General features: G+C 73.4%; 22 protein-coding genes and 1 other RNA gene. 5 read left to right on the top strand and 18 right to left on the bottom strand.

Going from position 1 to position 22,744, the window contains the following annotated elements; all coding sequences use genetic code 11:
- The 9 genes from AFE02nite_RS06145 to prfB form a co-directional block, all read right to left on the bottom strand.
- Entirely contained in the window at positions 1–1,197 is a 1,197-nt protein-coding gene (locus tag AFE02nite_RS06145) for a tyrosine-type recombinase/integrase (protein ID WP_034243874.1), read from the bottom strand.
- A gap of 77 nt (positions 1,198–1,274) precedes the next feature.
- Positions 1,275–1,642: a transfer-messenger RNA gene (gene ssrA, locus AFE02nite_RS06140) on the bottom strand.
- 94 nt (positions 1,643–1,736) lie between these two features.
- Entirely contained in the window at positions 1,737–2,741 is a 1,005-nt protein-coding gene (locus AFE02nite_RS06135) for a GGDEF domain-containing protein (RefSeq protein ID WP_146819211.1), read from the bottom strand.
- 101 nt (positions 2,742–2,842) lie between these two features.
- The gene (locus tag AFE02nite_RS06130; RefSeq protein ID WP_034243900.1) at positions 2,843–4,735 is read right to left on the bottom strand and encodes a DUF2207 domain-containing protein; all 1,893 of its coding nucleotides are present in this window, start codon (positions 4,733–4,735) and stop codon (positions 2,843–2,845) included.
- A gap of 5 nt (positions 4,736–4,740) precedes the next feature.
- The gene (smpB, locus tag AFE02nite_RS06125; RefSeq protein WP_034243873.1) at positions 4,741–5,211 is read right to left on the bottom strand and encodes an SsrA-binding protein SmpB; all 471 of its coding nucleotides are present in this window, start codon (positions 5,209–5,211) and stop codon (positions 4,741–4,743) included.
- 63 nt (positions 5,212–5,274) lie between these two features.
- Positions 5,275–6,597 carry a M23 family metallopeptidase gene (locus AFE02nite_RS06120; RefSeq protein WP_052113431.1) on the bottom strand — a complete coding sequence of 441 codons (1,323 nt, stop codon included), beginning with the start codon at positions 6,595–6,597 and terminating at the stop codon, positions 5,275–5,277.
- A 5-nt stretch (positions 6,598–6,602) separates the two neighbouring features.
- A complete protein-coding gene (gene ftsX, locus AFE02nite_RS06115) occupies positions 6,603–7,517 on the bottom strand; it encodes a permease-like cell division protein FtsX (RefSeq protein WP_034243871.1) in 915 nt (304 codons plus the stop codon).
- 9 nt (positions 7,518–7,526) lie between these two features.
- Positions 7,527–8,216, bottom strand: coding sequence for a cell division ATP-binding protein FtsE (gene ftsE / locus AFE02nite_RS06110; RefSeq protein ID WP_034243870.1), 690 nt, complete (start codon positions 8,214–8,216; stop codon positions 7,527–7,529).
- A 227-nt stretch (positions 8,217–8,443) separates the two neighbouring features.
- A complete protein-coding gene (gene prfB, locus AFE02nite_RS06105; RefSeq protein WP_034243869.1) occupies positions 8,444–9,577 on the bottom strand; it encodes a peptide chain release factor 2 in 1,134 nt (377 codons plus the stop codon).
- Between the two features lie 231 nt (positions 9,578–9,808).
- Here prfB and AFE02nite_RS06100 point away from each other — a divergent pair, with 231 nt between their 5' ends.
- The 3 genes from AFE02nite_RS06100 to AFE02nite_RS06090 all read left to right on the top strand — a co-directional run bounded on the left by AFE02nite_RS06100 (position 9,809) and on the right by AFE02nite_RS06090 (position 13,241).
- Positions 9,809–11,158 (top strand): ABC transporter substrate-binding protein, encoded by a 1,350-nt coding sequence (locus AFE02nite_RS06100; protein WP_034243867.1) that lies wholly within the window; start codon positions 9,809–9,811, stop codon positions 11,156–11,158.
- Positions 11,159–11,247: 89 nt separating this feature from the next.
- Positions 11,248–12,333 (top strand): carbohydrate ABC transporter permease, encoded by a 1,086-nt coding sequence (locus AFE02nite_RS06095; protein ID WP_052113430.1) that lies wholly within the window; start codon positions 11,248–11,250, stop codon positions 12,331–12,333.
- Positions 12,330–13,241, top strand: coding sequence for a carbohydrate ABC transporter permease (locus tag AFE02nite_RS06090; protein ID WP_052113429.1), 912 nt, complete (start codon positions 12,330–12,332; stop codon positions 13,239–13,241). Before AFE02nite_RS06095 ends, AFE02nite_RS06090 begins: the two co-directional genes overlap by 4 nt.
- Before the next feature lie 135 nt (positions 13,242–13,376).
- Here the strand turns inward: AFE02nite_RS06090 and AFE02nite_RS06085 are convergent, their stop codons facing one another.
- From AFE02nite_RS06085 to AFE02nite_RS06045, 9 genes are all read right to left on the bottom strand, one after another.
- Positions 13,377–13,796 (bottom strand): pilus assembly protein TadG-related protein, encoded by a 420-nt coding sequence (locus AFE02nite_RS06085; RefSeq protein ID WP_034243894.1) that lies wholly within the window; start codon positions 13,794–13,796, stop codon positions 13,377–13,379.
- A gap of 107 nt (positions 13,797–13,903) precedes the next feature.
- Positions 13,904–14,389, bottom strand: a complete 486-nt coding sequence (locus AFE02nite_RS06080; protein ID WP_261765487.1) for a TadE/TadG family type IV pilus assembly protein — start codon at positions 14,387–14,389, stop codon at positions 13,904–13,906.
- On the bottom strand, positions 14,386–14,853 hold the full coding sequence (locus tag AFE02nite_RS06075) for a TadE/TadG family type IV pilus assembly protein (RefSeq protein ID WP_307726035.1): 468 nt from the start codon (positions 14,851–14,853) through the stop codon (positions 14,386–14,388). Before AFE02nite_RS06075 ends, AFE02nite_RS06080 begins: the two co-directional genes overlap by 4 nt.
- Entirely contained in the window at positions 14,831–15,043 is a 213-nt protein-coding gene (locus tag AFE02nite_RS17705) for a hypothetical protein (RefSeq protein ID WP_034250180.1), read from the bottom strand. The genes AFE02nite_RS06075 and AFE02nite_RS17705 overlap by 23 nt, the downstream gene beginning before the upstream one ends.
- A 173-nt stretch (positions 15,044–15,216) precedes the next feature.
- Entirely contained in the window at positions 15,217–16,152 is a 936-nt protein-coding gene (locus AFE02nite_RS06065) for a type II secretion system F family protein (protein ID WP_146819209.1), read from the bottom strand.
- Complete coding sequence (locus AFE02nite_RS06060; RefSeq protein ID WP_034249133.1) at positions 16,149–17,003, bottom strand: type II secretion system F family protein; 855 nt, start codon at positions 17,001–17,003, stop codon at positions 16,149–16,151. The genes AFE02nite_RS06065 and AFE02nite_RS06060 overlap by 4 nt, the downstream gene beginning before the upstream one ends.
- A gap of 1 nt (position 17,004) precedes the next feature.
- The gene (locus tag AFE02nite_RS06055; protein ID WP_034249134.1) at positions 17,005–18,234 is read right to left on the bottom strand and encodes a CpaF family protein; all 1,230 of its coding nucleotides are present in this window, start codon (positions 18,232–18,234) and stop codon (positions 17,005–17,007) included.
- A 148-nt stretch (positions 18,235–18,382) separates the two neighbouring features.
- Positions 18,383–18,844, bottom strand: a complete 462-nt coding sequence (locus AFE02nite_RS06050; protein ID WP_034249136.1) for a PTS sugar transporter subunit IIA — start codon at positions 18,842–18,844, stop codon at positions 18,383–18,385.
- Positions 18,845–18,928: 84 nt separating this feature from the next.
- Positions 18,929–20,137, bottom strand: coding sequence for a DUF4349 domain-containing protein (locus AFE02nite_RS06045; RefSeq protein ID WP_146819208.1), 1,209 nt, complete (start codon positions 20,135–20,137; stop codon positions 18,929–18,931).
- 232 nt (positions 20,138–20,369) lie between these two features.
- Here AFE02nite_RS06045 and AFE02nite_RS06040 point away from each other — a divergent pair, with 232 nt between their 5' ends.
- Positions 20,370–21,149, top strand: a complete 780-nt coding sequence (locus tag AFE02nite_RS06040) for an ABC transporter ATP-binding protein (RefSeq protein ID WP_034249055.1) — start codon at positions 20,370–20,372, stop codon at positions 21,147–21,149.
- Complete coding sequence (locus AFE02nite_RS06035) at positions 21,125–22,711, top strand: hypothetical protein (RefSeq protein WP_034249054.1); 1,587 nt, start codon at positions 21,125–21,127, stop codon at positions 22,709–22,711. The genes AFE02nite_RS06040 and AFE02nite_RS06035 overlap by 25 nt, the downstream gene beginning before the upstream one ends.
- Positions 22,712–22,744: the final 33 nt, after the last annotated feature.

The raw sequence follows: 22,744 nt of genomic DNA, 5'->3' as shown, positions 1-22,744 counted from the left end.
CTACCAGCGACCGAGATCGGCCCCACGGCGGCGCAACGCCAATCCGCCGAGTGCACGCCCCGCGGCGTCGGCGGCCGCGCGCTGCTGGTCGGGGAGCAGGTGGGCGTAGGTCTCCGTTGTCGTGGTGATCGACTCGTGGCCCAGGCGACGCTGGAGAACGAAGAGGTCCGTCCCGGCGGCGATCATCCACGATGCGTGGGTGTGGCGGAGGTCGTGCACGCGCGGCCGCTTGGTCAGTCGTGGTGCGTCGGGGTCGGGGGAGCCGTCGGCGAGCCGCGGGCTGCAGGCGGCGTCGAGCGCCGGAGTCCACGTCGTCGTCCAGAAGCGCGACGACGAGATCTGCGAGCCGACGGTGTTGGTGAAGAGCAGCTCGTCGGGCGCCTTGCCGGCCACGAGTGGCAGCAGCACGTCGACCAGGTCGTCGGGCAGCGACACCGTCCGCCGTGCGCGCTTCGTCTTGGGCGGCCCGACGTACCAGCGCCGGTCGGCATCCCGCTTCCACGCCTTCGTCACGCGCACCGTCGCCGGCCGTGCCGACAGGTCCACATCCCCGGCCGTGAGCGCCGTCGCCTCGCCCCAGCGCAGCCCGGTCGCCACCAGTGTCAGTACCAGCGGCTGGTAGTGCGCCGAGACCTTCGACAGCAGGAGCCCGAACTCGTCGCGCGTCAGCACCGTCATCTCGTCACGCGTCGCCACCGACTTCGGCAGCTCGACGCCGACACAGGGGTTGTCCGCCCGGTACCCGAGCCGCACGGCCGTCGTCATCGCCGCGGACAGCAGCCCGTGCACGTTGGCGATCGTCTTGGGGGAGAGGCCCTTCTCGGTCATCGCGCGCACCCACCCGGCCACATGCCGGTAGGTCACCGCAGACACGGGCAGAGCCCCGAGCGCAGGCGCGATGTGCGAACGCAGCTGCCCGCGGTAGTGCGAGCGCGTATCGGCCCCGACCCCGGTCAGCAAGTCGATGTGCTCCGTGATCGCGGCCTCAACGGTCGGCCCAGGCTTCCGCACCGCCTCGGCGATCCGTGCGGCCTCGTCGGCCCGCCCGCCGGCGGCCTCGATCAGCTCCCGCGCAACCCGCGCATCCCGCTCGTCGTCGTACGTCAGCGACGTCTGCCGCCCGGTGTCGGGGTCGCGCCACAGCACAGCGAACGACCGCGTCCCATCGGCACGCCGACGCTCCCGGATGCTCGCCACAACACAAGAAGGTAGCCCTCCGCGTCAACGGATGACTACCTTCCTGTCAACATGACCAGCGTTTCCGCAGGTCACACGGGTGGAGGTGGCGGGAATCGAACCCGCGTCCGACGGCAGTGAACCAGGGCTTCTCCGGGCGCAGTCTGCTGCGCTTTTCTTGGCCCCCGCGATCACGCAGACATGTCGCGGACGGGCCCAGTCATCTGAGTGTCCCCGCAGCCCCGATGACGAGGGCTACGAGCAGTGGCTCTCTAGATGACGCCAGGAACCGAGACGAGAGCGAGCTCGGGCTGACGGACTTCGAAGCCTCGCTCAGGCGGCGAGGGCGAAGTCGGTGCGCTTGGAATCGGCACCTATAGGTTTGCTGGGAGCGTTAACGAGATAACCCAACATCCTCGGCCCGCTTCACCTGGATCGACGACCATCGTCGAAACCGATCACCCCCTGTGCAGTTGTCAAACCCGCGGCAGTCGCCATACCCACCGCGGCACCGCCTCCGACGCCGGTCACCCGGCTGCGGAGCGTCCTCCAGCCTACCGTCACAACGCCGCGGGCTCCGAGCCCATTCCTCCGGCCGACGACGACGCCCGGCCCGCCGCGGTCTCGCCGCGCTTGGAGGCGTACAGGTCGGCGTCGGCCGCGGCGAACAGGTCCGCGAGGTCCCGCCCGCCGTCCCACTGGGCAAGCCCCGTGGACCACCCGCACAGGTCGTCCGACAGCGCGCGGACCTCGTTCTCGGCCTCGGCGAGCGTGCGTCCGGGGAAGAGGAGGACGAACTCGTCGCCGCCGCGCCGCCCGAGCAGGACGTCGCGCGGCAGGGTCGCCTGCCACGCCTGCGTCAGGCCGACGAGCACCTCGTCGCCGCGGGCGTGGCCGTGGGCGTCGTTGACCAGCTTGAAGTCGTCCAGGTCGATGACCGCGAGAGTCAGCGGCATCCCGATGCGCGACGCGCGGGCCATGTCCAGCTCCGCGGCGCGCTCGAACGCCCGTCGTGTGAACGCGCCCGTGAGCGGGTCGGTCATCGCCTCCCGGCGCAGCGCGCTCACCCGGCGGTTGAGCACCAGCGCGACCGCCACGAACGTGGCGGCCAGGAACGCCCACGCCTGCGGCCAGGACGGCGTCCCCGCGTGCCAGAACCCCACGGCGAGGCCCACGGTGACGCCCCCGAGGTAGCGCAGCAGCACCGTGGTCCGGTGGTAGACGCCGCTGAAGATGGCGATCCACACGTAGGCGACGGCGCCCACGAGCGCGCCGAACGGCGTCGTCGACGCGCCCAGGGCCACCGTGACGAGCACCGTCGCGGTGGCCAGCACGGCGTGCAGCTGCCACGCCCGCACGCGGTCCGCCCCGAGGATCAGCGCCGCCCAGAGCCCCAGCGCAACCAGCGTGAGGGCCGCGCCGAGAGCGCGCGGCGCCGTCGGGCTGAACGGCGCGAGGACGGTCAGCGCCGTGACGGCGCCCGCGATGGCGCAGGCGTGCGCGAGCACGCGCGCCTCCTCGCGGCGGGCGAGGCGCATGGGAGCGATCGGGGAGCGAGCAGGCAAGTGAGGGTCCTTCTCGGGGGGAGCTGTCCGTTTATCGGCAGGGCCCGGCCGAGATGTGAGCCTTCGCCCACAGTGCGAGACGCGCCCCTACGCCCGGTCGCTCACCACGTGCCGCCGCCCCCGCCGCCGACGCCGCCCCCACCGCCGCCACCGCTGAAGCCCGAACCCCCGGACGAGCCCGGAGCGGGCGCGGAGAACGCCGACGTGGCCGCCGACGTGAAGGACGTCAGGTCGTGCCCGAGCGAGCCCGCCGCCGCCCAGAAGGGGTAGCCGCCCGTGGTGCCGAGGAACCACGTGGGCTCCGCCAGCGCGCGGCCCTGCGCGGCGAGCTCGGCGAAGAGGGCCGCCCAGCGCTCGGTCAGGCCGAACGCCACCGCGAACGGCAGGTAGCGGCTGAAGAGGTCCTCGCCCTCCTCGAAGCGCAGCTGGTTCGCCTCGGCGGTCTCCAGGTAGAGGCGGAAGCCCTGCGTCTGGGCGAGCACGGCCGAGCCCTCGGCCGTACGCGCAGGCGCGGCGCCCGTGAGCCCGAGCGAGACGATGCCCAGGACGACGACCGGCACCGCCACGAGGGCCCAGTGCGTGAAGATCGCGAGGACCACGGTGGCCACGACGCCCCCCGCGAGGGTGAGCGCCCCGCGCGCCGCCCACGCCCCGCGCGCCGCCTTGGGGCTGCCGCGGAACCAGCCGAGCTCGGTGACCTCGTCGTAGAGTTTGCCCTGCACCTGCGCCATCGACTCCGCGAAGGTGGTCCTCAGGTCCGACAGCCGCACCGAGTACACGCCCTGGCCCGCGAAGATCTGCCGCAGCAGCGTCCGCTCGTACGGGCGCAGGTCGTGGTCGGGCTTGGTCGACCTGTCCAGCCGCCAGTCGCCGTCGCCGTCGGGCAGCCGGACGATCCGCACGTACTCCCGCACCGCGAGGTCGATGATCGTGGCGGTGACGTCGCGCGGGTCGGCCCGCTCGTCGACGAGGGTGCCCAGCTGCCCCGGCCGCAGCCCCGGCGGTGGCGTGAACTGCACGGCCACGGGCGCCCGACGCGCGGGGGACACCACCGCGGCCTGGCCGGCCGCCGGCACGACGCCGGGGGTCAGCCCGGCGAACGCCTCGTCGCGCCCGGTCCGCCGGAACCGCCGGGCCAGGAGCAGCCCACCGCCCAGGGCGACGGCAGCGGCCAGGCCGCCGGTGGCCGGCGTGACCTCGAAGGCCCGCCCGACCGCCCAGCGCTCCTGCAGCACGGGCTCCACGCCACCGAACGTGCCGGCGGGGTACGCGATGGCGATGGTCAGCGGCCGGCGCGGCTCCACGCGGTCCACGGCGAACGTCGCGAGCGGCCCGCTCGACGCCGCCGAGCACTCGCCCGAGGCGTCGTAGCAGGCGACCTCCAGCACGTCCGCCGGCGCGTTGACCTGCACGCTCACCTGCTCCACGGGGATGTCCCAGTGGGTGAGCACGTCCAGGTACAGCTCGTCGCGCTCGAGCGGCCCGGCCGCCCACGGGTAGCCGGCCGAGTTCACCCAGCCCTCGACGTCGAACGTCACGCGGTAGTCGTGCACGCCGACCTCGGTGTCGTCCTCGTCGCCGATGAGGTAGGCCATCTCGGTCACGCCGCTGCCGAGGCGCTCCTCGGTGCGCACGTCACCGGACGCGTCGGGGCTCGAGGCCCGGAAGTCCGTGATCCGGTAGACCCGGTCCAGCTCGTCGTCGTACCGCTCCTTGACCACCCACATGAGGTACGGGCCGTGGTTCGGCCGGACCCCGAAGTCCACCGCCAGGTCGAGCGTCACGTGCGCGACGCCGTCGGGGTCCAGGTCGATCGTCATCGCGTACTCGCGGATGACGTCCTCGGCGTCGCTCGCAGCGGCGGGCGACGCCGTCGCCAGCAGGCCCGCCCCCGTCGCGGCGGCCAGCCCCAGCCCGACGACGGCGGCGCGCGCCCATCGGCGCAGCGGTGCCAGGGGCGCCGTCGTCGGCCCCATCGGTGCTGGTGCGGCCACGGCGGTCACTCGTGGCGACGCAGGCTCATCGCTGCCTGTGCCTCGCGGTTCTCCTGCTTCTCGCGCAGGGTCTGCCGCTTGTCGTACTCCTTCTTGCCGCGGGCCAAGGCGATCTCCACCTTGGCGCGCCCGTCGACGAAGTAGATCGCCAGCGGCACGATGGTGCGTCCCTTGGCCTGGACCTCCCGGCCCAGCTCCTCGATCTCGCGCGCGTGCAGCAGCAGCTTCCGCTTGCGCCGCGGCGTGTGGTTCGTCCAGGTCCCCTCGGTGTACTCGGGGATGTGCACGCCCTCGAGCCAGGCCTCGCCGCGGTCGACGCTCACGAACCCGTCGACGAGCGACGCCCGGCCGAGACGCAGGGTCTTGACCTCCGTGCCCGTCAGGACGAGGCCGGCCTCGAAGACGTCCTCGATGTGGTAGTCGTGCCGCGCCTTGCGGTTGGACGCGACCACCTGTCGTCCTCGTTCCCGTGCCATGCACCCAAGGCTAGGGGAGCGGCGTCGTCGGGCCGTACGGGATTGCCGGCCCGACGCGCGGCGCTACTTCGCGATGAGCGGCCACGGGTCGACCGTGGCGCCGTTCACGTAGACCTCGAAGTGCAGGTGGCAGCCGGCCGACGTGCCCGTGTTGCCGGAGTACCCGATGAGCTGGCCCTGGGCGACGTTCTGCCCGGCCCCCACGACCATGCTGGACAGGTGGTTGTAGCTCGACATGAGCGAGTTCCCCTTCCAGTAGCCGTGGTTGATCATCACCTGGTTGCCGTAGCCCGACCGGCTCCGCGCCCACTGCACCTGGCCGGCCGCGCCGGCGTAGATCTCGTTGTTGCAGTACGTGCGCAGGTCGGTGCCGGCGTGCAGGCGGTAGTAGCCCAGGATCGGGTGCAGCCGGTTGCCGTAGTCCGACGTCTTGTAGATCGGGTTGATCGACGTCGGGTTCACGAACGGCTGGTTCGCGTTGGAGCCGATCGGGTTCTTCCCGGCGGCGCGCCGCGCCTCCTCCTGCTGCCGGATGACCTCGGCGAGGTCGGCGGCGAGCTGCGCTGCCTGCTGGTCCGCCTCCGCGAGCTGCGCCTCGAGCGAGGCCCGCTGGGACTCGATGTAGGCCTGCTTCTGCTCGGCCTCCTCGCGCAGGGCCTCGAGCTCGTCCCGCTGGGCCTGCGCGGCCTGGCGGGCGACCTCCGCCTCCGCGACCTTGGCGTCGGCCTCGGCCTTGAGGTCGGCGATCTCCGCACGCACCGCCTCGAGGCGGAGCTGGCGGTTGCGGTTCGCGGCGGTGATCTGCTCGAGCTCGCGCAGGGCCTGCGTCTGGGTGCGCATCGCCGTCTGCGCCATCTCGGACTGGGTGACGAAGTCGTCGGTCGACTCGGCGTCGAGGACGGCGGACAGCGACGAGGCACCCATGTCCCCGCGGTACGCCTCGCGTGCCATGCGGCCGATGGCGACCTGGATGTCCTCCGCCCGCTGCTCGTCCGCGGCGATCTGCTCGGTGACGCGGCGCTCCTCGGCCTCCGCGTCCGTCAGGCGCTGCGCGATCATCTCCGCCTCGCGCGTCAGCCGGGCGAGCTCGGCCTCGGCGGCCGCGAGCTGCTGCTCCGCGACGGGGATCGCGGCGTTGATGCCCTCGAGCTCCGCCGCCGCGGCGATGAGCGCCGTCTCGGCGCCCTCGAGCTCCTCCTGCAGGCGCTCGGCCGCCGCGGCGGCCGCGTCGGCCCGCTCCTGCGCGACGTTGCGCCGGTCGTCCCACTCGTCGGCGAGGGCCGGGTTGCCGGCCGTGAGCGCGAGGGCCGCGGCGACGACCGTGACCAGGAGGCCGGCGAGCTGCGCGGCGGCCCGATGCCGGGCGCGGGGGGCGATTCCGGACACTGTGCTCACACCTTCGTGTATCGGCTCAGGGTGACGACGCTTGAGATCGCGGCCAGCCCGATGGCGACCACCACGAGCAGCGGTGCCACCGTCCAGACGGCGTCGGCCTGGATGAAGTTGACGAACCGGATGGACCCGGCGAGCCAGTCCTCGATCAGGTACGTCACGCCGAACCACAGGCCCGCGATGGACATCGCCGCCCCGATGGTCGCGGCGATGGCGCCCTCCAGCATGAACGGCAGCTGGATGAACAGGTTCGACGCGCCGACGAGGCGCATGATGCCGGTCTCCCGGCGCCTGCTCATCGCGGAGAGCCGGATGGTCGTCGTGATGAGCAGGACGGCCGCGAGCAGCATGACGGCGGCCAGGCCGGCGGCGACGAGGCTGCTGCGGTTGAGCAGCAGGATCAGCGGCTCGAGCAGCTCCCGCTGGTCCTCGACCGTCTCGACGCCGGTGCGGCCCTGGAAGGTCTCGGAGACCACCTCGTACTGGGACGGGTCGACCAGGGCCACCCGGAACGACGCCTGCATCTGGTCGACCGTCACGGCCGCGAAGGTGCTGTTGTCCCCGTACAGGTCCTGGAAGGACTCGAAGGCCTGCTCCTTCGTCTCGAAGTAGACGCGCTCGACGTACGGGGCGAGGCCCTCGCCCTCGAGCTCGGCCCGGATCGCCTCGATCTGCTCGGGCGTGGCCTCCCCGCCCGCACAGCTGGGCACGTCGGAGAAGTCCGGGCACAGGAAGATCGAGACCTGGACGCGGTCGTACCACTCGCCCTTCATGGTGTCGATCTGCATCTGCAGGAGGCCGGCGGCCCCGACGAACGTCAGCGACACGAAGGTCACGAGCACGACGGAGATCGACATGGACAGGTTGCGGCGCAGGCCGTGGCCGATCTCCGCGAGGATGAACTGAAGTCGCATGACGGCCCCCTACCGGTCCGAGCCGTACACGCCGCGGGACTGGTCGCGCACGAGCTGCCCGGAGTCGAGCTCGATGACGCGCTTGCGCATCTGGTCCACGATCTCGTCGTCGTGCGTGGCCATGACCACCGTGGTGCCGGTGCGGTTGATCCGGTCGAGCAGGCGCATGATGCCGACCGACGTCGTGGGGTCGAGGTTGCCCGTCGGCTCGTCGGCCAGGAGGATCGACGGCCGGTTGACGAACGCGCGCGCGATGGCGACGCGCTGCTGCTCACCGCCGGAGAGCTCGTGGGGGAGCCGCTTCTCCTTGCCGCCCAGCCCGACGAGCTCGAGGGTGTCCGGCACGGTCGTCAGGATGTGGTGCCGGGGCTTGCCGATCACCTGGAGCGCGAACGCGACGTTCTCGAAGACCGTCTTGGTCGGCAGCAGCCGGAAGTCCTGGAACACGGTGCCGATCTGGCGCCGCAGGTGCGGCACCTTCCACGTGGACAGGGTCGACAGGTCGCGGCCGGCGACGAAGATGCGGCCCGCGGTCGGGCGCTCCTCGCGCAGCACCAGGCGCAGGAAGGTCGACTTGCCGGAGCCGGAGGCCCCGACGAGGAAGACGAACTCCCCGCGCTCGACCTCGAGGTCCACGCGGTCGAGCGCCGGTCGGGCACCCCTGGCGTAGACCTTGGTGACGTCCTCGAAGCGGATCAACGGGTCCTCGCGGGTCGGCAGGCGACGCCGGGCAGGCGCCGGGAGAGGCCTCGGTCAGGCCACCCTTCTCGTGAGGGTAGGCACGCCGTCGGCCGGGCCAGTCGGGGACACGCCGCCGGTGACCGGCCTCACAGGCGGGCCGGACGCCGTCGGGCGCGGGGCAACGGGGCGAACGCGGGCGAACCGGGCGGGTGGCGCGTTCACGCCGGGCGGCCCGCCGGGCGCCGTCAGCCCCGCTCGGCCTCGAGCGCGGTGCGGCGGCGCCAGCGGATGCCGGCCTCGATGAAGGCGTCGATGTCGCCGTCGAAGACCGCGGCCGGGTTGCCGACCTCGAACTCGGTGCGCAGGTCCTTGACCATCTGGTACGGCTGCAGCACGTACGAGCGCATCTGGTCGCCCCAGCTCGCCTTGATGTCCCCCGCGAGCTCCTTCTGGGTGGCCTTCTCCTCGGCCTGGCGGACGAGCAGGAGGCGCGACTGGAGCACGCGGAGCGCGGCGGCCCGGTTCTGGATCTGGCTCTTCTCGTTCTGCATCGAGACGACGATGCCGGTCGGGATGTGGGTCATGCGGACCGCGGAGTCGGTCGTGTTGACGGACTGCCCACCCGGGCCGGACGAGCGGAACACGTCGACCTTCAGCTCGTTCTCCGGGATGTCGATGTGGTCGGTCTGCTCGATGAGCGGCACCACCTCGACCGCGGCGAACGACGTCTGGCGACGCCCCTGGTTGTCGAACGGCGAGATGCGCACGAGCCGGTGCGTGCCCGCCTCGACCGAGAGGTTCCCGAACGCGTAGGGGACCTTCACCTCGAAGGTCGCCGACTTGATGCCGGCCTCCTCTGCGTAGGACGTGTCGAGGACGGCCGTCGGGTAGCCGTGCCGCTCCGCCCAGCGCAGGTACATCCGCAGCAGCATCTCGGCGAAGTCCGCCGCGTCGACGCCGCCGGCGCCGGACCGGATGGTGACGACGGCCTCCCGCGAGTCGTACTCGCCGTTGAGGAGCGTGCGGACCTCGAGGACGCCGAGGTCCTTCTGGAGGGAGGCCAGCTCGGACTCGGCGTCGGCCAGGGTGGTCGCGCGCTCCGGGTCGTCCTCGGCGGCGTCGAGCGCCATCTCGACGAGGACCTCGAGGTCGTCGAGGCGCGAGCCGAGGCTCTCGACGCGCTCGAGCTCGTTCTGCGCGTGCGAGAGGGCAGAGGTGACCTTCTGGGCGGCGTCGGGGTCGTCCCACAGGTCGGGGGCGGCGGCCTGGTCGGACAGCTCGGCGATCCGCTTGCGGAGGCCCTCGGGGTCGCTCACGGCACGAATGGTGCCGAGCGTCGTGCGCAGGGCGGAGATCTCGGCAGGGAAGTCGGTGGCCACGACCGTCCAGGCTACCGGAGCGGGCGCGGACGGCTTCGGCGACCCCGCTCCGCAACGCTTTCGAGACCTGGCGACACCCCTTCTTTAGCGCTCAGGAAGGCCGCGACCAGCCGAGACCTCATTGTGACCATTCCGTGATCGACCTCGCTGTCGACTTCGGTGGGAGCGCGACTACAGTGTGGGAGCGCTCCAACGTGGGAGCGCACCCACAGCCACCAAAGGGGATATGGCATGAAGTGGTCTCGAACCCGGTCCGCGAAGTTCTTCGCGGTCGGTGCAGCAGCTGCACTCCTCCTCACCGCCTGTGGCGGCGACAGCGACGAAGGCGAGGGCACCGAGCCTGACGCCGACGCGCCGGCCACCGACGAGGAGATCACCCTCACCATCACGACGTTCAACCAGTTCGGTTACGAGGCCCTCTACGAGCAGTACATGGAGGAGAACCCGAACATCACCATCGAGGCGACGGCGATCGACACCGGCGGCAACGCCCGGACCGACACCTTCACCAAGATCGCGGCGGGCTCCGGCCTCACCGACATCGTGGCGCTCGAGGAGGGCTGGCTCGGCGCGATCATGGAGGTCTCCGACCAGTTCGCCGACCTGCGCGACTTCGGCATCGAGGACCGCAAGAGCGACTGGCTCGAGTGGAAGTACAACCAGGCGACCGACCCCGAGGGCCGCGTCATCGGCTACGGCACCGACATCGGCCCCGAGGGCATCTGCTACCGCCCCGACCTGTTCGAGGCTGCCGGCCTGCCGAGCGAGCGCGACGCCGTCGCCGACTACCTCGAGGGCGACTGGGCGCACTACTTCGACGTCGGCCGCGAGTACCAGGCTGCCACCGGCAAGGCGTGGTACGACCACTCCGGCTTCATCTGGAACGGCATCGTCAACCAGATGGACGAGGGCTACTACACCGCTGACGGCGAGCTGAACGTCGAGGACAACGCCGACATGCGCGACAGCTTCGACCTCGTCGCCGAGGCCGTCGCCGACGGTCTCTCGGCCGGCCAGGCCGTGTGGGACTGGAACGGTGGCCAGTCGTTCGTCGACGGCACCTTCGCGACGTTCGTCTGCCCGGGCTGGATGCTCGGTGTGGTCGAGGGTCAGGTCCAGACCGGTGCCGAGGCTGCGGGCGTCGACCCGGCGTCGGTGGTCTGGGACTTCGCTGACGTCTTCCCGGGTGGCGCGGCCAACTGGGGCGGTTCCTTCCTCGCCGTCTCCGAGACGTCCGAGCACAAGGAGGCCGCTGCGGCCCTCGCCAGCTGGCTGACCGAGCCCGAGCAGCAGCTCGTGGCGTTCGAGGCCGCGGGTGCGTTCCCGAGCACGGTCGAGGCCGCTGACACGCTGGCCGCCGAGGCGACCCCGCGTGCGACCTTCAACAACGCCCCCGCCGGCCAGATCCTGGCCAGCCGGGCGCAGGGTATCCAGGCACAGTTCAAGGGTCCGGACGACTCCGTCATCCAGGAGAACGTCTTCGGCCCGGCGCTCCAGCAGCTCGACGACGGGTCGCTCGACGGCCCCGGGGCCTGGGACGCGGCGATCGCGCTCCTGAACGAGCTCGTCGTCAACAACTGAGTCAGATGTCACGTTGAACGACGGGCCCCCGGGCAGTACCTGGCCCGGGGGCCCGTCGTTCGGCAGCCGGAAACGCGACGGGAACCCACATGTCCTCCACGCTCGACAAGGGGCTCAACGCGAGCCCCGGCGGGGCGGTCGCCGGATCGGGGGAGGGCGCCTTCCAGGGCGGTCGCTCCACACCGACGTGGCGCCAGCGCCTGAGCCGCTTCGACCTCAAGGCCTCGCCCTACCTGTACATCTCCCCCTTCTTCCTCCTCTTCGCGCTCGTCGGGCTCTTCCCTCTCGTCTACACGTTCTACGTGGCGATGTACGACTGGGACCTGCTGTCGGGCAAGGAGTCCTTCGTCGGACTCGAGAACTTCTCCACCGCCCTCACGGACGGGACGTTCTGGAACTCCATCGAGAACACGATCTCGATCTTCGCGCTCTCGACCTTCCCCCAGCTCCTGGGGGCGCTCGTCATCGCGGCCCTGCTGGACCAGCAGATCCGGGCCAAGACCGCCTGGCGGATGGGCGTCCTGCTGCCCTACGTCGTCACCCCGGTCGCGGTCGCGCTGATCTTCTCGAGCATCTTCCGCAACGCGGGTGACTCGAGCCTCGCGAACAACATCCTCGACGCGATCGGCCTGGACCAGGTCGAGTGGAAGCGGGACCGGCTGCCGAGCCACATCGCCATCGCCTCGATGGTCAACTGGCGGTGGACCGGCTACAACGCGCTCATCCTCCTGTCGGCGATGCAGGCCGTCCCGCGCGAGCTCTACGAGGCCGCCGCCATCGACGGCGCCGGCCCCGTGCGGCGGTTCTTCTCGGTGACGCTGCCGAACGTCCGGCCGACGCTGCTCTTCGTCATCGTCACCGCGACGGTGTACGGCCTGCAGATCTTCGCCGAGCCCCGTCTGTACGACGTCGCCAACGCCGGCGGCATCGGCGGAGCGGAGCGGCAGTTCCAGACCACCGTCCTGTACCTGTGGGAGATGGCGTTCTTCCGAAGGAACCTCGGACGTGCGTCTGCGGTGGCCCTGCTGCTCTTCGTGCTCATCGTCAGCATCGGCCTGGTCAACTTCTTCATCTCCAAGAGGCTCGTCGCAGGTGACGAGGGGCCGAAGCTCACTCGGGCGGAGCGCCGCGCGATCAAGCGGGCGGCCGAGGCACGGAAGGCGGTGGCCCGATGACCGCGCTGGGCATGAGCCAGCAGCAGGGGGCGCCGCAGGCAGTCCCGGCGCCGCAGCCGGCGCGCCGTGGTCGGCGTGGTGGCAAGGTCGGCCTGTACAAGAGGGCCGGTTGGCCGGTCTACCTCGTCCTCGGCATCTCGGTGCTCCTCTTCGCCTACCCGCTGTGGTGGTCGTTCGTGGTCGCGAGCGGCACGAACGCCACGCGTGGGCAGACGCTGCCGTTCATCCCGGGGCCGAACTTCATCAAGAACATGAACGAGGTGCTCGACGCCATCCCCTTCTGGAAGGCGCTCGGCAACTCCCTGCTGGTCTCGTCGGTCGTCACGATCTCCGTGGTGACGTTCTCGACGCTCGCCGGCTACGCGTTCGCGAAGCTGAAGTTCAAGGGCCGCGACGGCCTGATGATCTTCGTGATCGCGACCATGGCGATCCCGACGCAGCTCGGCATCATCCCGCTGTTCATGGTGATGAAGAACCTCGGCTGGACGGGCGAGATCCAGGCGGTCATCGTGCCGACGCTGGTGACCGCGTTCGGCGTGTTCCTCATGCGCCAGTACCTCGTGGGCGTCATCCCGGACGAGCTCATCGAGGCCGCGCGCGTCGACGGCTGCAACCAGATCCGCACCTTCTGGAACGTCGCGGTGCCGGCGGCCCGGCCCGCGATGGCGATCCTCGGCCTGTTCACGTTCATGATGGCGTGGACGGACTTCCTGTGGCCGATGATCATCCTCGACGCCGGGAACCCGACGCTGCAGACGGCCCTGGCCAACCTGCAGTCCGGGTACTACATCGACTACTCGATCGTGCTCGCGGGTGCGGTCATGGCGACGATCCCCGTCCTGGTCCTGTACATCGCTGCCGGTAAGCAGCTGATCTCCGGGATCATGGCGGGCGCCGTCAAGGGGTAGCCGGGCGGGCGCGAGAAGCGTCACGAGCGTCGACCGCCGCGCCCCGATCCGGCGCGGGGCGGGCGAGCGACAGGGTGGGGAGGGTCCGGTTCACGGGCCCTCCCCACTGCCGTTCCCGCGGGGCGGGCGGCTGCGTCAGTCCGCGCGGGCCCGCGCCGTGACGACCAGCTCGACGCCGTCCGACCAGGCCGCCGTGGCGACGGTGAGCAGCGGGACGTCGGCGGTGGCCCGCAGCGTGACGACCGCCGTGCGTCCGTCGTCGGTCGTGGCGGCGACGACCTCCAGGTCCTGGAACCGCTCGGCAGCGGGCGCGCTCTCCAGGTACGCCTCGACGGCGTCGCGCACGCCGTCGAGGCTGAGGGTGACGGGTGAGGCGTCCGGCGAGCCGGGCGGGCCCGCGTAGTACCCGGCGAGGTCCACGGTGTCGGCGGCCTCGAGGGCGGCCAGGTCGGCGAGGGCGAGCAGGCGCTTGCGCTCGAGGTGGACGGCCGTGGCGGAGACGACGACGCCGACGAGCAGGATCGCCAGGAGCCCGAAGGCCAGGGCGAGGATCATCACCTGCCCGTCGTCGCCGCGACGGGCGCCCGCGGGTCGACGCGGGGCTCCGGACGGCCCGCGTGCCGGTCGCGGCCCGGTCGCGGCGTCACCGGTCGGCGGGCCGCTCACGGCCGCGTCCCGCCCGTCGCGACCCAGCTGTCCCGCACCGCCGTGGCGGTCGCCGTCACCGGCACGGCGAGCGGGACGACGCCCTGGAGCCAGCCGGTGCCCGGCAGGGGCACCTCGACGCCGACCTGCACCGTGATCGTCGCGCCGGGCGCCAGGCAGTCGTCCTCGCAGGTCACCGTCGTCGCGCCTGCCGGATCGGCGTCGACGCCCTGGTCGGCCAGCGCCAGCCCGACGGCGGCCAGCATGCGCTGCTCGGCGGAGGCGGCGTCGTCGGCCGTGGCGACGGCTCGTGCGGCCTCGCGCGCGGCGCCGTCGACGGCGAAGGTCGCCGCCTGGAGGCGGCCGAGGGTCAGGGAGAGGTAGACGACGGGGACGAGCAGGAGGAGCGCCACCCCGAGGAACTCCACGATCGCGTTCCCCGCGTCGGGCGGCGTGGTGTCAGTGTGCCGACGAGCGCGCAGCCAGCGCGCCGCGCGGCTCACGGGACCTCCGCCAGCGCGTGGCCGTCCACGGTGATCACCCCGGAGGGTCCGAGGAGCCCGACGAGAGGCAGCGGGGCGGTGACCTCGACCCGCACCACGGGGAGACCGTCCACGACGGTGGCCTCGGCGCGGACGTCCTCGGCGAACCCGACGGCCAGTGCCGAGGTGATGAGCTCCCGCGTGCGCTGCGCCCCCGCCGCGGGGGTGCTGTCGGCGAGCGCGCCGTACCGTGCGCCCTCCGCCGCGCAGTCGACGAGCGTGGACCGGACGTGCAGCACGAGGACGAGCTGGACGACCGCCGCGAACAGGAGGGTCGTGAGGGCGCCGATGAGCACGAAGTCGACGACGGCCGAGCCCGCGTCCCGCGTGCGCGAGCGCGGCCGGGGAGTCGCCGACGCGGCCAGGCATCCGGTCTGCGGCCCCGCGGTGGGATCGGCGAGCTCAGCCGCCGAACGACGTGACACGGCTGATCGCGGTGGTGAACAGGTCGGTCAGCGCCGGGCCGGCGACCGCCCAGATCGCCAGGACGAGTCCGGCCGTCATGAGCGTCACGAGCACCCACCCGGGCACGTCGCCGGCGTCGTCGCGCGCGGTCCGCGCCGTGCCGGCCCGGTGCGCGACCCGGGCGACGCCGGCGGTGACCTGGGCGGCCACGACGCGGGCGGCGCGGGAGACGTGCGTCCTGCTCGCGGCGCCTGCGCGGCGGGCGACGGCGGCGAGCCGCGCCGGGCCGGGTGGCGCTGCGCCCGGCACGGTGTCCGGCACGACGCTCGGCACGGGTGTCTGCATGGTGAGGGCGGGCACGGTCACTCCTCGGGACGGGGACATCACAGGTCGATGCGCAGGGCGGCGAGGCCGGGGAACACCGCGAACGCGACGGTGACCGGCAGGACGAGGAAGACGACGGGCGCCATCATGGCGATCTCGCGGCGGCCACCCGTCTCCAGGAGGGCGCGTCGGCTCGCCTCACGGGCGTCGGCGGCCTGGGCGCGCAGGACGTCGGCCAGCGGGGTGCCGCGCTCCACGGCGACCGCGATGCCCTCCGTGAAGCGCGCGAGCGGAGCCAGCCCGGTGCGGTCCGCGAGGTGCTCCAGGGCGGCGGCGAGGGGCGCGCCGGCGCGGGTCTCGGCCAGCACCTGGCGGATCTCCGCGGCGAGCTCGCCCTGCACGGTCCGGCCGACACGCTCCAGCGCGCTGAGCGGTCCCTCGCCCGCGGCCACCGCGAGGGCGAGCAGCTCGGCGACCGTCGGCAGCTCGGCGAGGAGGCGACGCTCGCGTCGGGCGATGGCGGCGGTGAGGGCGACGTCGTGCGCGACGAGGCCCGCGGCGACCCCCGCCGCGACCAGCGCGAGCGCGGCCACGGGGTGGAGGCCGCGGCCGGTGACGAGCATCAGGGCCACCGCCAGCCCCCCGGCGGCGCCGATGGCGCACGCCACGACCTGCGTCGCCCGGAACTGGTCGAGGGTGCCCCCGCGGCCGGCTCGGGCCAGGCGTCCCTCCACGTCGGCCGACGGCGAGCCGACGCGCTCGACGAGCCGGATGGCGTCGCGCATGACCGGCGCGAGCAGCCGCTCGAGGGTCCGGAACGGCGCCGGCGCGCCGGCCGGCGTCGGCACGGACGGCCCGGTCCCGCCGACCGGTCGCAGGTAGGGGCCGAGCCGGTCGTCCAGGGAGGGGCGCCGGGCCGCGAGTCGGGCGACGACGAGCCACGCCCCGAGCCCCGCGCCCAGCCCGGCGAGCGCGCCGAGCGCCGACGGCGTCATCTCAGCACCCGCTGGTCCTCGGGCAGGCGCCCGATCCGGATCATCAGGCGGTACGCCACGACGGAGCTGGCCCCACCGGCGAGCAGGACGCCCGCGCCGGCGCCCGTGTTGTAGGCGGCCACGGCCTCGGGCCGGGTCGCCAGGAGCGCGAGCACCACCCAGGGTGCGGCGACGGCCACGCGGGCTCCGTTGATCGTCCAGCTCTGCCGGGCCTCGAGCTCGCCGCGAGCCCGCGCGTCGGCTCGGAGGAACGCCGACAGGGTGCGCAGGAGCCGGCCGAGATCGGTGCCACCGACGTCGCGGGTCAGGCGCAGGGCCTCGACGATGCGGTCCGCGACCGGGTCGGCCAGGCGCGCCTTCAGCCCGTCCAGGCAGTCCCCGAAGCGGCCCGACGCGCGGTAGTCCTCCGCGAACGCGCGGAACGCGGGACGCAGCTCCTCCGGTCCGCGCTCGCCGACCTGGCTCACGGCCTCGGCGAGCGAGAGGCCCGCGCGGATGCCGGACGCGAGGTGGTCGACGACCTCGGGCCAGAGGGCGCGGCGGGCCGCGCGTCGGCGGCGCGCACGCGACCGGACGAGGGCGAGCGGCGCGTACGCCGCCATCGTGGCGAAGCAGAGCGCGATCGCGGGGGAGCGGGACAGGCCCAGGCCGAGGAGGAGGGCCGTCAGTCCGGCGGCCAGGCACGCGCCGGCCAGCCCCGTGGGGCTGACGCCGGGCACGCCGGCCTGGACCAGGGTGTCGGCGAGGTCGGCCGCCAGGCGCCCGCGCCGACGCGGCTGGGGTGGGGACGTGCACGCCCACAGCACCAGGCACAGCCCGGCACCCAGGACGAGGCCCGTCACGACGCCCACGTCACTCGCCCGTCCTGAGCAGCGCCGCCAGGTCGATCCCCGCGCGGGCGTAGCGGTCCGCATGGGGCGGGAAGCCGTCGGCCCGGCGCAGGACGCCGTCGGGCCCGGTGCGGAAGACGTCGGCCGTCTCGACCACGCCGTTCTCGACGCGGCCCGGGACGGCGAGGATCTCGCGGGTGCGGCGGCGCCCCTGCGCATCGAGCTCGAGGTGCACGACGAGGTCGATCGCCGACGCGACGGTCGGCACGACGAAGGCGGCCGAGACGTTCTCGCCGGCGAGCAGCGGCAGGGTGCAGACCTTCGTCAGGGCCTCGCGGGCGGAGTTGGCGTGCACCGTGCACATGCCCGGCACGCCCGCGTTGAGGGCGATGAGCATGTCGAGGCTCTCCGCCTCCCGCACCTCGCCGATGACGATGCGCCGCGGGCGCATGCGCAGCGCCTCCTTGACGAGACGGCGCAGCGTGATCTCGCCCGTGCCCTCGAGGCTCGGCTGCCGGCACTGGAGCGCGACGAGGTCGCGGTGCGCGATGCGCAGCTCGAACACCTCCTCGCACGTGATCACGCGCTCCCGGGGCGGGATGGCTCCGGCGAGAGCGTTGAGCATGGTCGTCTTGCCGGCCTGGGTGGGTCCGCTCACCAGCACGTTGAGCCCGGCGACGACGGAGGCCGCCAGGAAGCGGGCGGCCGCCGGGGTCAGCGACCCGAGGGCGACGAGGTCGTCCACGCGCGCGGCGCGGACGACGTACTTGCGGATGTTGACGGCCCACTCGCGGCGTGTGACGTCGGGGATCGCGACGTGCAGCCGCTCACCGCCCGGGAGGGCGGCGTCGACGAAGGGGGAGGAGAGGTCGAGCCGGCGGCCCGAGACCTTCAGCATCTGCTCCACCAGGTCACGGACCTGTCCCTGGGTGAGGATCGTCGGGGTGAGCTCCGCCTCCCCGCGCCGGGCGACGAACACCTGGTGCGGCGCGTTGATCCAGATCTCTTCCACCTCGGGGTCGTCGAGGTAGGGCTGCAGCGGGCCCAGCCCGGCGACGGCGTCGAGCACGGCCTTCGCGGCGGCCTGCGGGTCGGCCAGCGGCGGGACGTGGCCTCTCAGGGAGCGCTCGTCGTAGTCCGCGAGGGCGTCCCGTACGAGAGCGTCGAGCCCCGCCTGGTCGCGCAGGGGATCCACGCCGCGCCGGCGGATGAGCTCGCGGACGTCGTGCTCGAGCAGCGTGATGCCGTCCACGTCCCCCCCTGCCGTCCGTCACCCCTGAAACAGGACAGAACGGACTATAGGGGACAGGTGGGCCGGCGTGGGTTCGTTGTGGACACGGCTGTCCCGCGGATCCCGCTGGTCGGCCACGACGGCCGTCCTCGCGCGGGGCGCGCCGCGCTCACCGCCAGGCGAAGAGATCCTCACCGGCGGCGACGGTGCTCCCGACGTCGGCGCGCGGGGACAGTGCGCCGGGCTGGGCCTCGAGCGCCACGACAGGGCACACGGGGGAGCGGCCGCCGGCCTCGACCTCGCCCGGGTGCCACGTCACGACGACGTCGCCCGTCCGGACCCGACCGCCGCGCTGGACGTGGACGACGAAGCCGGCGCCACGCAGCTGGACGGTGTCCAGGCCCAGGTGTACCAGCACCGCGCGCCCGTCCGGAGCGGCGACGACGAACGCGTGCGGGTGGATGGTCGCGACGGTCCCGTCGATCGGCGCGACCGCGCCCACCTCGGCCAGGCGCACGGGGTCGACGGCGAGGCCCGGCCCGACGAGCGCGTCGGCGAACACCGGGTCCGGGACGTCCGCCATCGACACGACCGACCCCGGTAGCGGGGCGCGCACGACGAGCAGCGTCATCGGCGTCTCCCTCCTGGCGCTCCGAGCAACGGTAGCCGGGGCACCAGGAGGGAGAGGCGTCGCGTCACGGGCGCTGACCGAGGCTCACGCGCTCGGCGGGCCTGCCGGGCTGGTCGGTGCCGAGGGGCTGGGCGGGGCCGGCGGGGTTGTCGGTGCCGGCGGAGTGCCTGGCGTGGCGGCGTCGGTCACGGGCGCAGCCGGCGTCGGCGTCCCGACCGGCGTTCCCGTCGGCGCCGCGACCGGCGCCGCGACCGGGGCGGGCTGGGGCCCGCCGGGTCCTCCGGGCTGGACCCAGCCCGGAGCGCCGCCCTGCCAGAGGAGGTCGCCCGCCGTCGGCTGCTGAGCCGGGCGCGACTTCGGTGGGCGGGCGGGACGCTCGGGCCGTGCCTTGACCCAGGCCCGGCGCACCCAGACGACGATCAGGGCGAGCAGCGCGGCGAACGCGAGCCACGGCAGGAGGACGCCGAGGACGAGCAGGGCGCCGGAGCCGAAGTCGAGGAACGCTTTCCACCCGTTCTCGAGCCCGCCGAGGAAGCCCTCCTTCGGCTCCTCGGGCTCGACGACCTCGGGCACCTCCTCGGGGACCATGACGTCGATGGTGAGCGTCGACATGGACACCTGGTCCTCGAGGCCGGCCTGCTGGCTGAGGAGCTGCTCGAGCTGCGACTGGCGGTCGGTGAGCATCTGCTCGGCCTGGACGAGCTCGTCGACCGAGGCTGCGCGCGCCAGGAGCGCCTGCATCCGCTCCACGGACATCTCCACGGCGCGGATGCGGGCCTCGAGGTCGTGCACCTCGAGCGTCACGTCGGTCCGGTCGAGCTGGACCGACTCGACCTCGCCGATGTCCTGGAGCCGGCCGAGGGCCGTGCCGACGTCGCTGGACGGGAGACGGGTCACGACGTGCGCGGACGGGTCCACGGTGTCCGAGCCGGCCTGCATGGTCATGCCCTCGACCCAGCCGCCCATGGACTCGACCATGCGCGTGATGTCGTCGGCCGCCGTGACCGGGTCCTCCGTGCTCAGCGTCACGGCACCGTGCGTGATGACCGACCGGTCGCCGTCCGCGAGGTTCAGGCCCTCGCCGAACGGTGCGCCGGTGTCGGAGCCGTCGGCCGCCGACTCGGGTGCCGGCGCCTCGGCGGCCTCGTCGCCGCCCACGCCGCCGCCGTCGGCGGCCCCGGCCCCCTCGTATGCCATGTCGGCACTCGAGTCGTTGCCGCTGTCGCTCGCGCTGCACGCGGCCAGGGTGAGCACCAGGCCGCCGATCGCCATCCACCTCGTCGGGGTACGCATGGCGCCCACGCTAGGGATGCGCGGTCCTCGCCGTCTGCCACTTTGCCCGATCGTGACCTCGGGTTGACGATCGTGACCGATCCGGAACGGGCACGTGACCAGGGGCGATGCAAGCCGCGTGCCCGTCGCGACAGCGCCCGGTCGCCGCACGCCGTCGATCTCACCCGGTCGCGGCCCGTCCCGTGGCCGCGCGGGGCCGGGAGCAGCCTGCCGGGGAACGTAGTGTGGAGCGGTGAGCGGCCCGACCAGCGACGTCCCGGCCCTCGCCCTGCGTGGCCTGGTCAAGCGGTTCGGGCAGACGCTCGCCGTCGCGGGCCTCGACCTGGACATCCCGGCGGGGTCGTTCTACGGCGTCGTCGGGCCCAACGGGGCCGGGAAGACCACCACCCTGTCGATGGCGACCGGTCTGCTCGTGCCGGACGCCGGCGAGGCCCGCGTGCACGGCGTCGACGTCTGGCGGCAGCCGGCACAGGCGGCGCCGCTGCTGGGCATCCTCCCGGACGGCATGCGCCTGTTCGACCGGCTCACGGGACCCGAGCTCATCTCCTACGCCGGCCTGCTGCGGGGCATGTCCGCCGAGGTCGTCGCCGCGCGCCGGGACGACCTCCTCGCGGCCCTCGACCTGCGGGCCGGCGGCGCGACGCTCGTGGCCGACTACTCCGCCGGCATGACGAAGAAGATCGCGCTCGCGTGCGCCCTCGTGCACGCACCACGCGTCCTCGTGCTCGACGAGCCGTTCGAGGCGGTCGACCCGGTCTCCGCCACCGCGATCCGCGCGATCCTCGAGCGGTTCGTGGCCGCGGGCGGGACCGTCGTGATGTCCAGCCACGTCATGGCCCTCGTGGAGCGACTGTGCACCCACGTCGCGGTCGTCGGCGGCGGCCGCGTGCTCGCCGCCGGGTCGCTCGACGACGTCCGTGCCGGTCAGGGCCTCGAGGAGCGCTTCGTCGGCCTCCTCGGCGGGGCGACCGAGACGCCGGAGCTGTCGTGGTTGCGACCCTCGTCCGACTGAAGCTGCGCATCCTGCGCCACACGCTGCGTCGGGAGACGTGGCGGCTCGTGCTGCTCGTGCTCGGCGTGCTGTGGGGGCTGAGCATGCTCCCGTCGGTCGCCAGCGGCATGGTCTGGTTGTCCCGCCAGACCGCGGACACCGCCGTCGAGATCCTCGTGGTGAGCGGCGCGGTCGTCGTCGTGGGCTGGACCGTGGTGCCGATCCTCATCCCCGGCATGGACGACTCGCTCGAGGTGGGTCGGTTCTCGACCTTCGGCCGTTCCGCGCGGGCTCTGGCGCCCGGACTGCTCGTCGCGGGGGCGATCAGCCTGCCGTCCCTCTTCACGCTGCTGGTGGCGCTCGCGCCCGTGATCGTGTGGGCGGACGACGGCCGTCTCGCGCTCGTGGTCGCTCTCCTCGGCGGCCCGCTGGTGCTGGTGACCTGCCTGCTCTCGGCGCGGATCGCCACGAGCGTGTCCGCGCGTCTGCTGTCGTCGCGGCGTTCCCGCGAGGTGGGCGCCGTCCTCGGTGTCCTGAGCGCGGCGCTGCTCGTGCCTGCTGTGCTCGCGCTCGGCTCGCTCGGCCTCGAGGGCGCGCTCGAGAAGGTGCCGGCGCTGGCGGCGGTCCTCGGCTGGACACCGCTCGGCGCACCGTTCGCGGCGCCGTACGCGGCGGCCGGTGGCGACGTGGCCGGCGCCGTCGGACGCCTCGCCGTCACCGTCGCGACGGTGCTGGTGGCGGGGGAGGGCTGGGTCCGGATCCTGCAGGCCGCGCTCACGCGGCCGCCGTCCCGGTCGGGCCATGTCCGCCGACGCGCGGACCAGATCCTGCCCGGGCGCGTGGTCGCCCGGCATCCCGGCCTGGTGGCGGCGGGCGCGGTGGCGCGCCGCGGCCTGCGGTACTGGACCGCGGACCCGCGGTACCTGAGCGCGCTCCTCGGTGCCGTCCTCGCGCCCGTCCTGATCGTGGTGCTCGCGGCCTCGGTGGCGGAGGCGCCGGCCGCGATGGCGCTCAGCCTCGGGATGCTCGTCGGCGGCACGCTCGGCTGGGGGCGGCACAACGACGTGGCCTACGACGGCAGCGCGTTCTGGCTGCACGTCGCCGCGCACGTGCCGGGCTGGGCGGACCGGCTGGGCCGCACCGTGGCGACGGCGATCTGGGCGCTGCCCGTGACGGTCCTGCTCGGCGTCGTCGGCGTGTGGGTGAGCGGACGGTGGGAGCTGGCGCCCGCGGCGCTCGGGGCCGGCGTCGGCGTGCTGCTCGGCGGTCTCGCCGTGTCCGCGGTCGTCAGCGCGCTCCTGCCGTACCCCGTGCCCGCGGCCGGGGCGAACCCGTACGCGGCCCAGATGGGCGCGGTGGGGGCGACGCTGCTCGCCCAGGCGGCGTCATCGGCCGGCACGTTCCTCGTGTGTGCGCCGGTGCTCGGGCTGTACGCCGCGTCGCTGTGGTGGCGACCGGAGCTGGCCGGGGTGACGGCCGTCGTCGGGGTGACGGTGGGGGTGGTGGCGCTCGCCGGCGCCGTCTGGCTCGGCGGGCGCGTGTACGACGCGCGGGCGCCGCGGCTGCTGGCCCGCCTGGCGTAGCGCCGGCCCGACGCGCGGCCGCCGGTTCGTCTC

The organism is Actinotalea fermentans (assembly GCF_007991475.1).
GTDB classification, from domain to species: domain Bacteria; phylum Actinomycetota; class Actinomycetes; order Actinomycetales; family Cellulomonadaceae; genus Actinotalea; species Actinotalea fermentans.
This window is presented reverse-complemented; position numbering and strand designations above follow the sequence as displayed.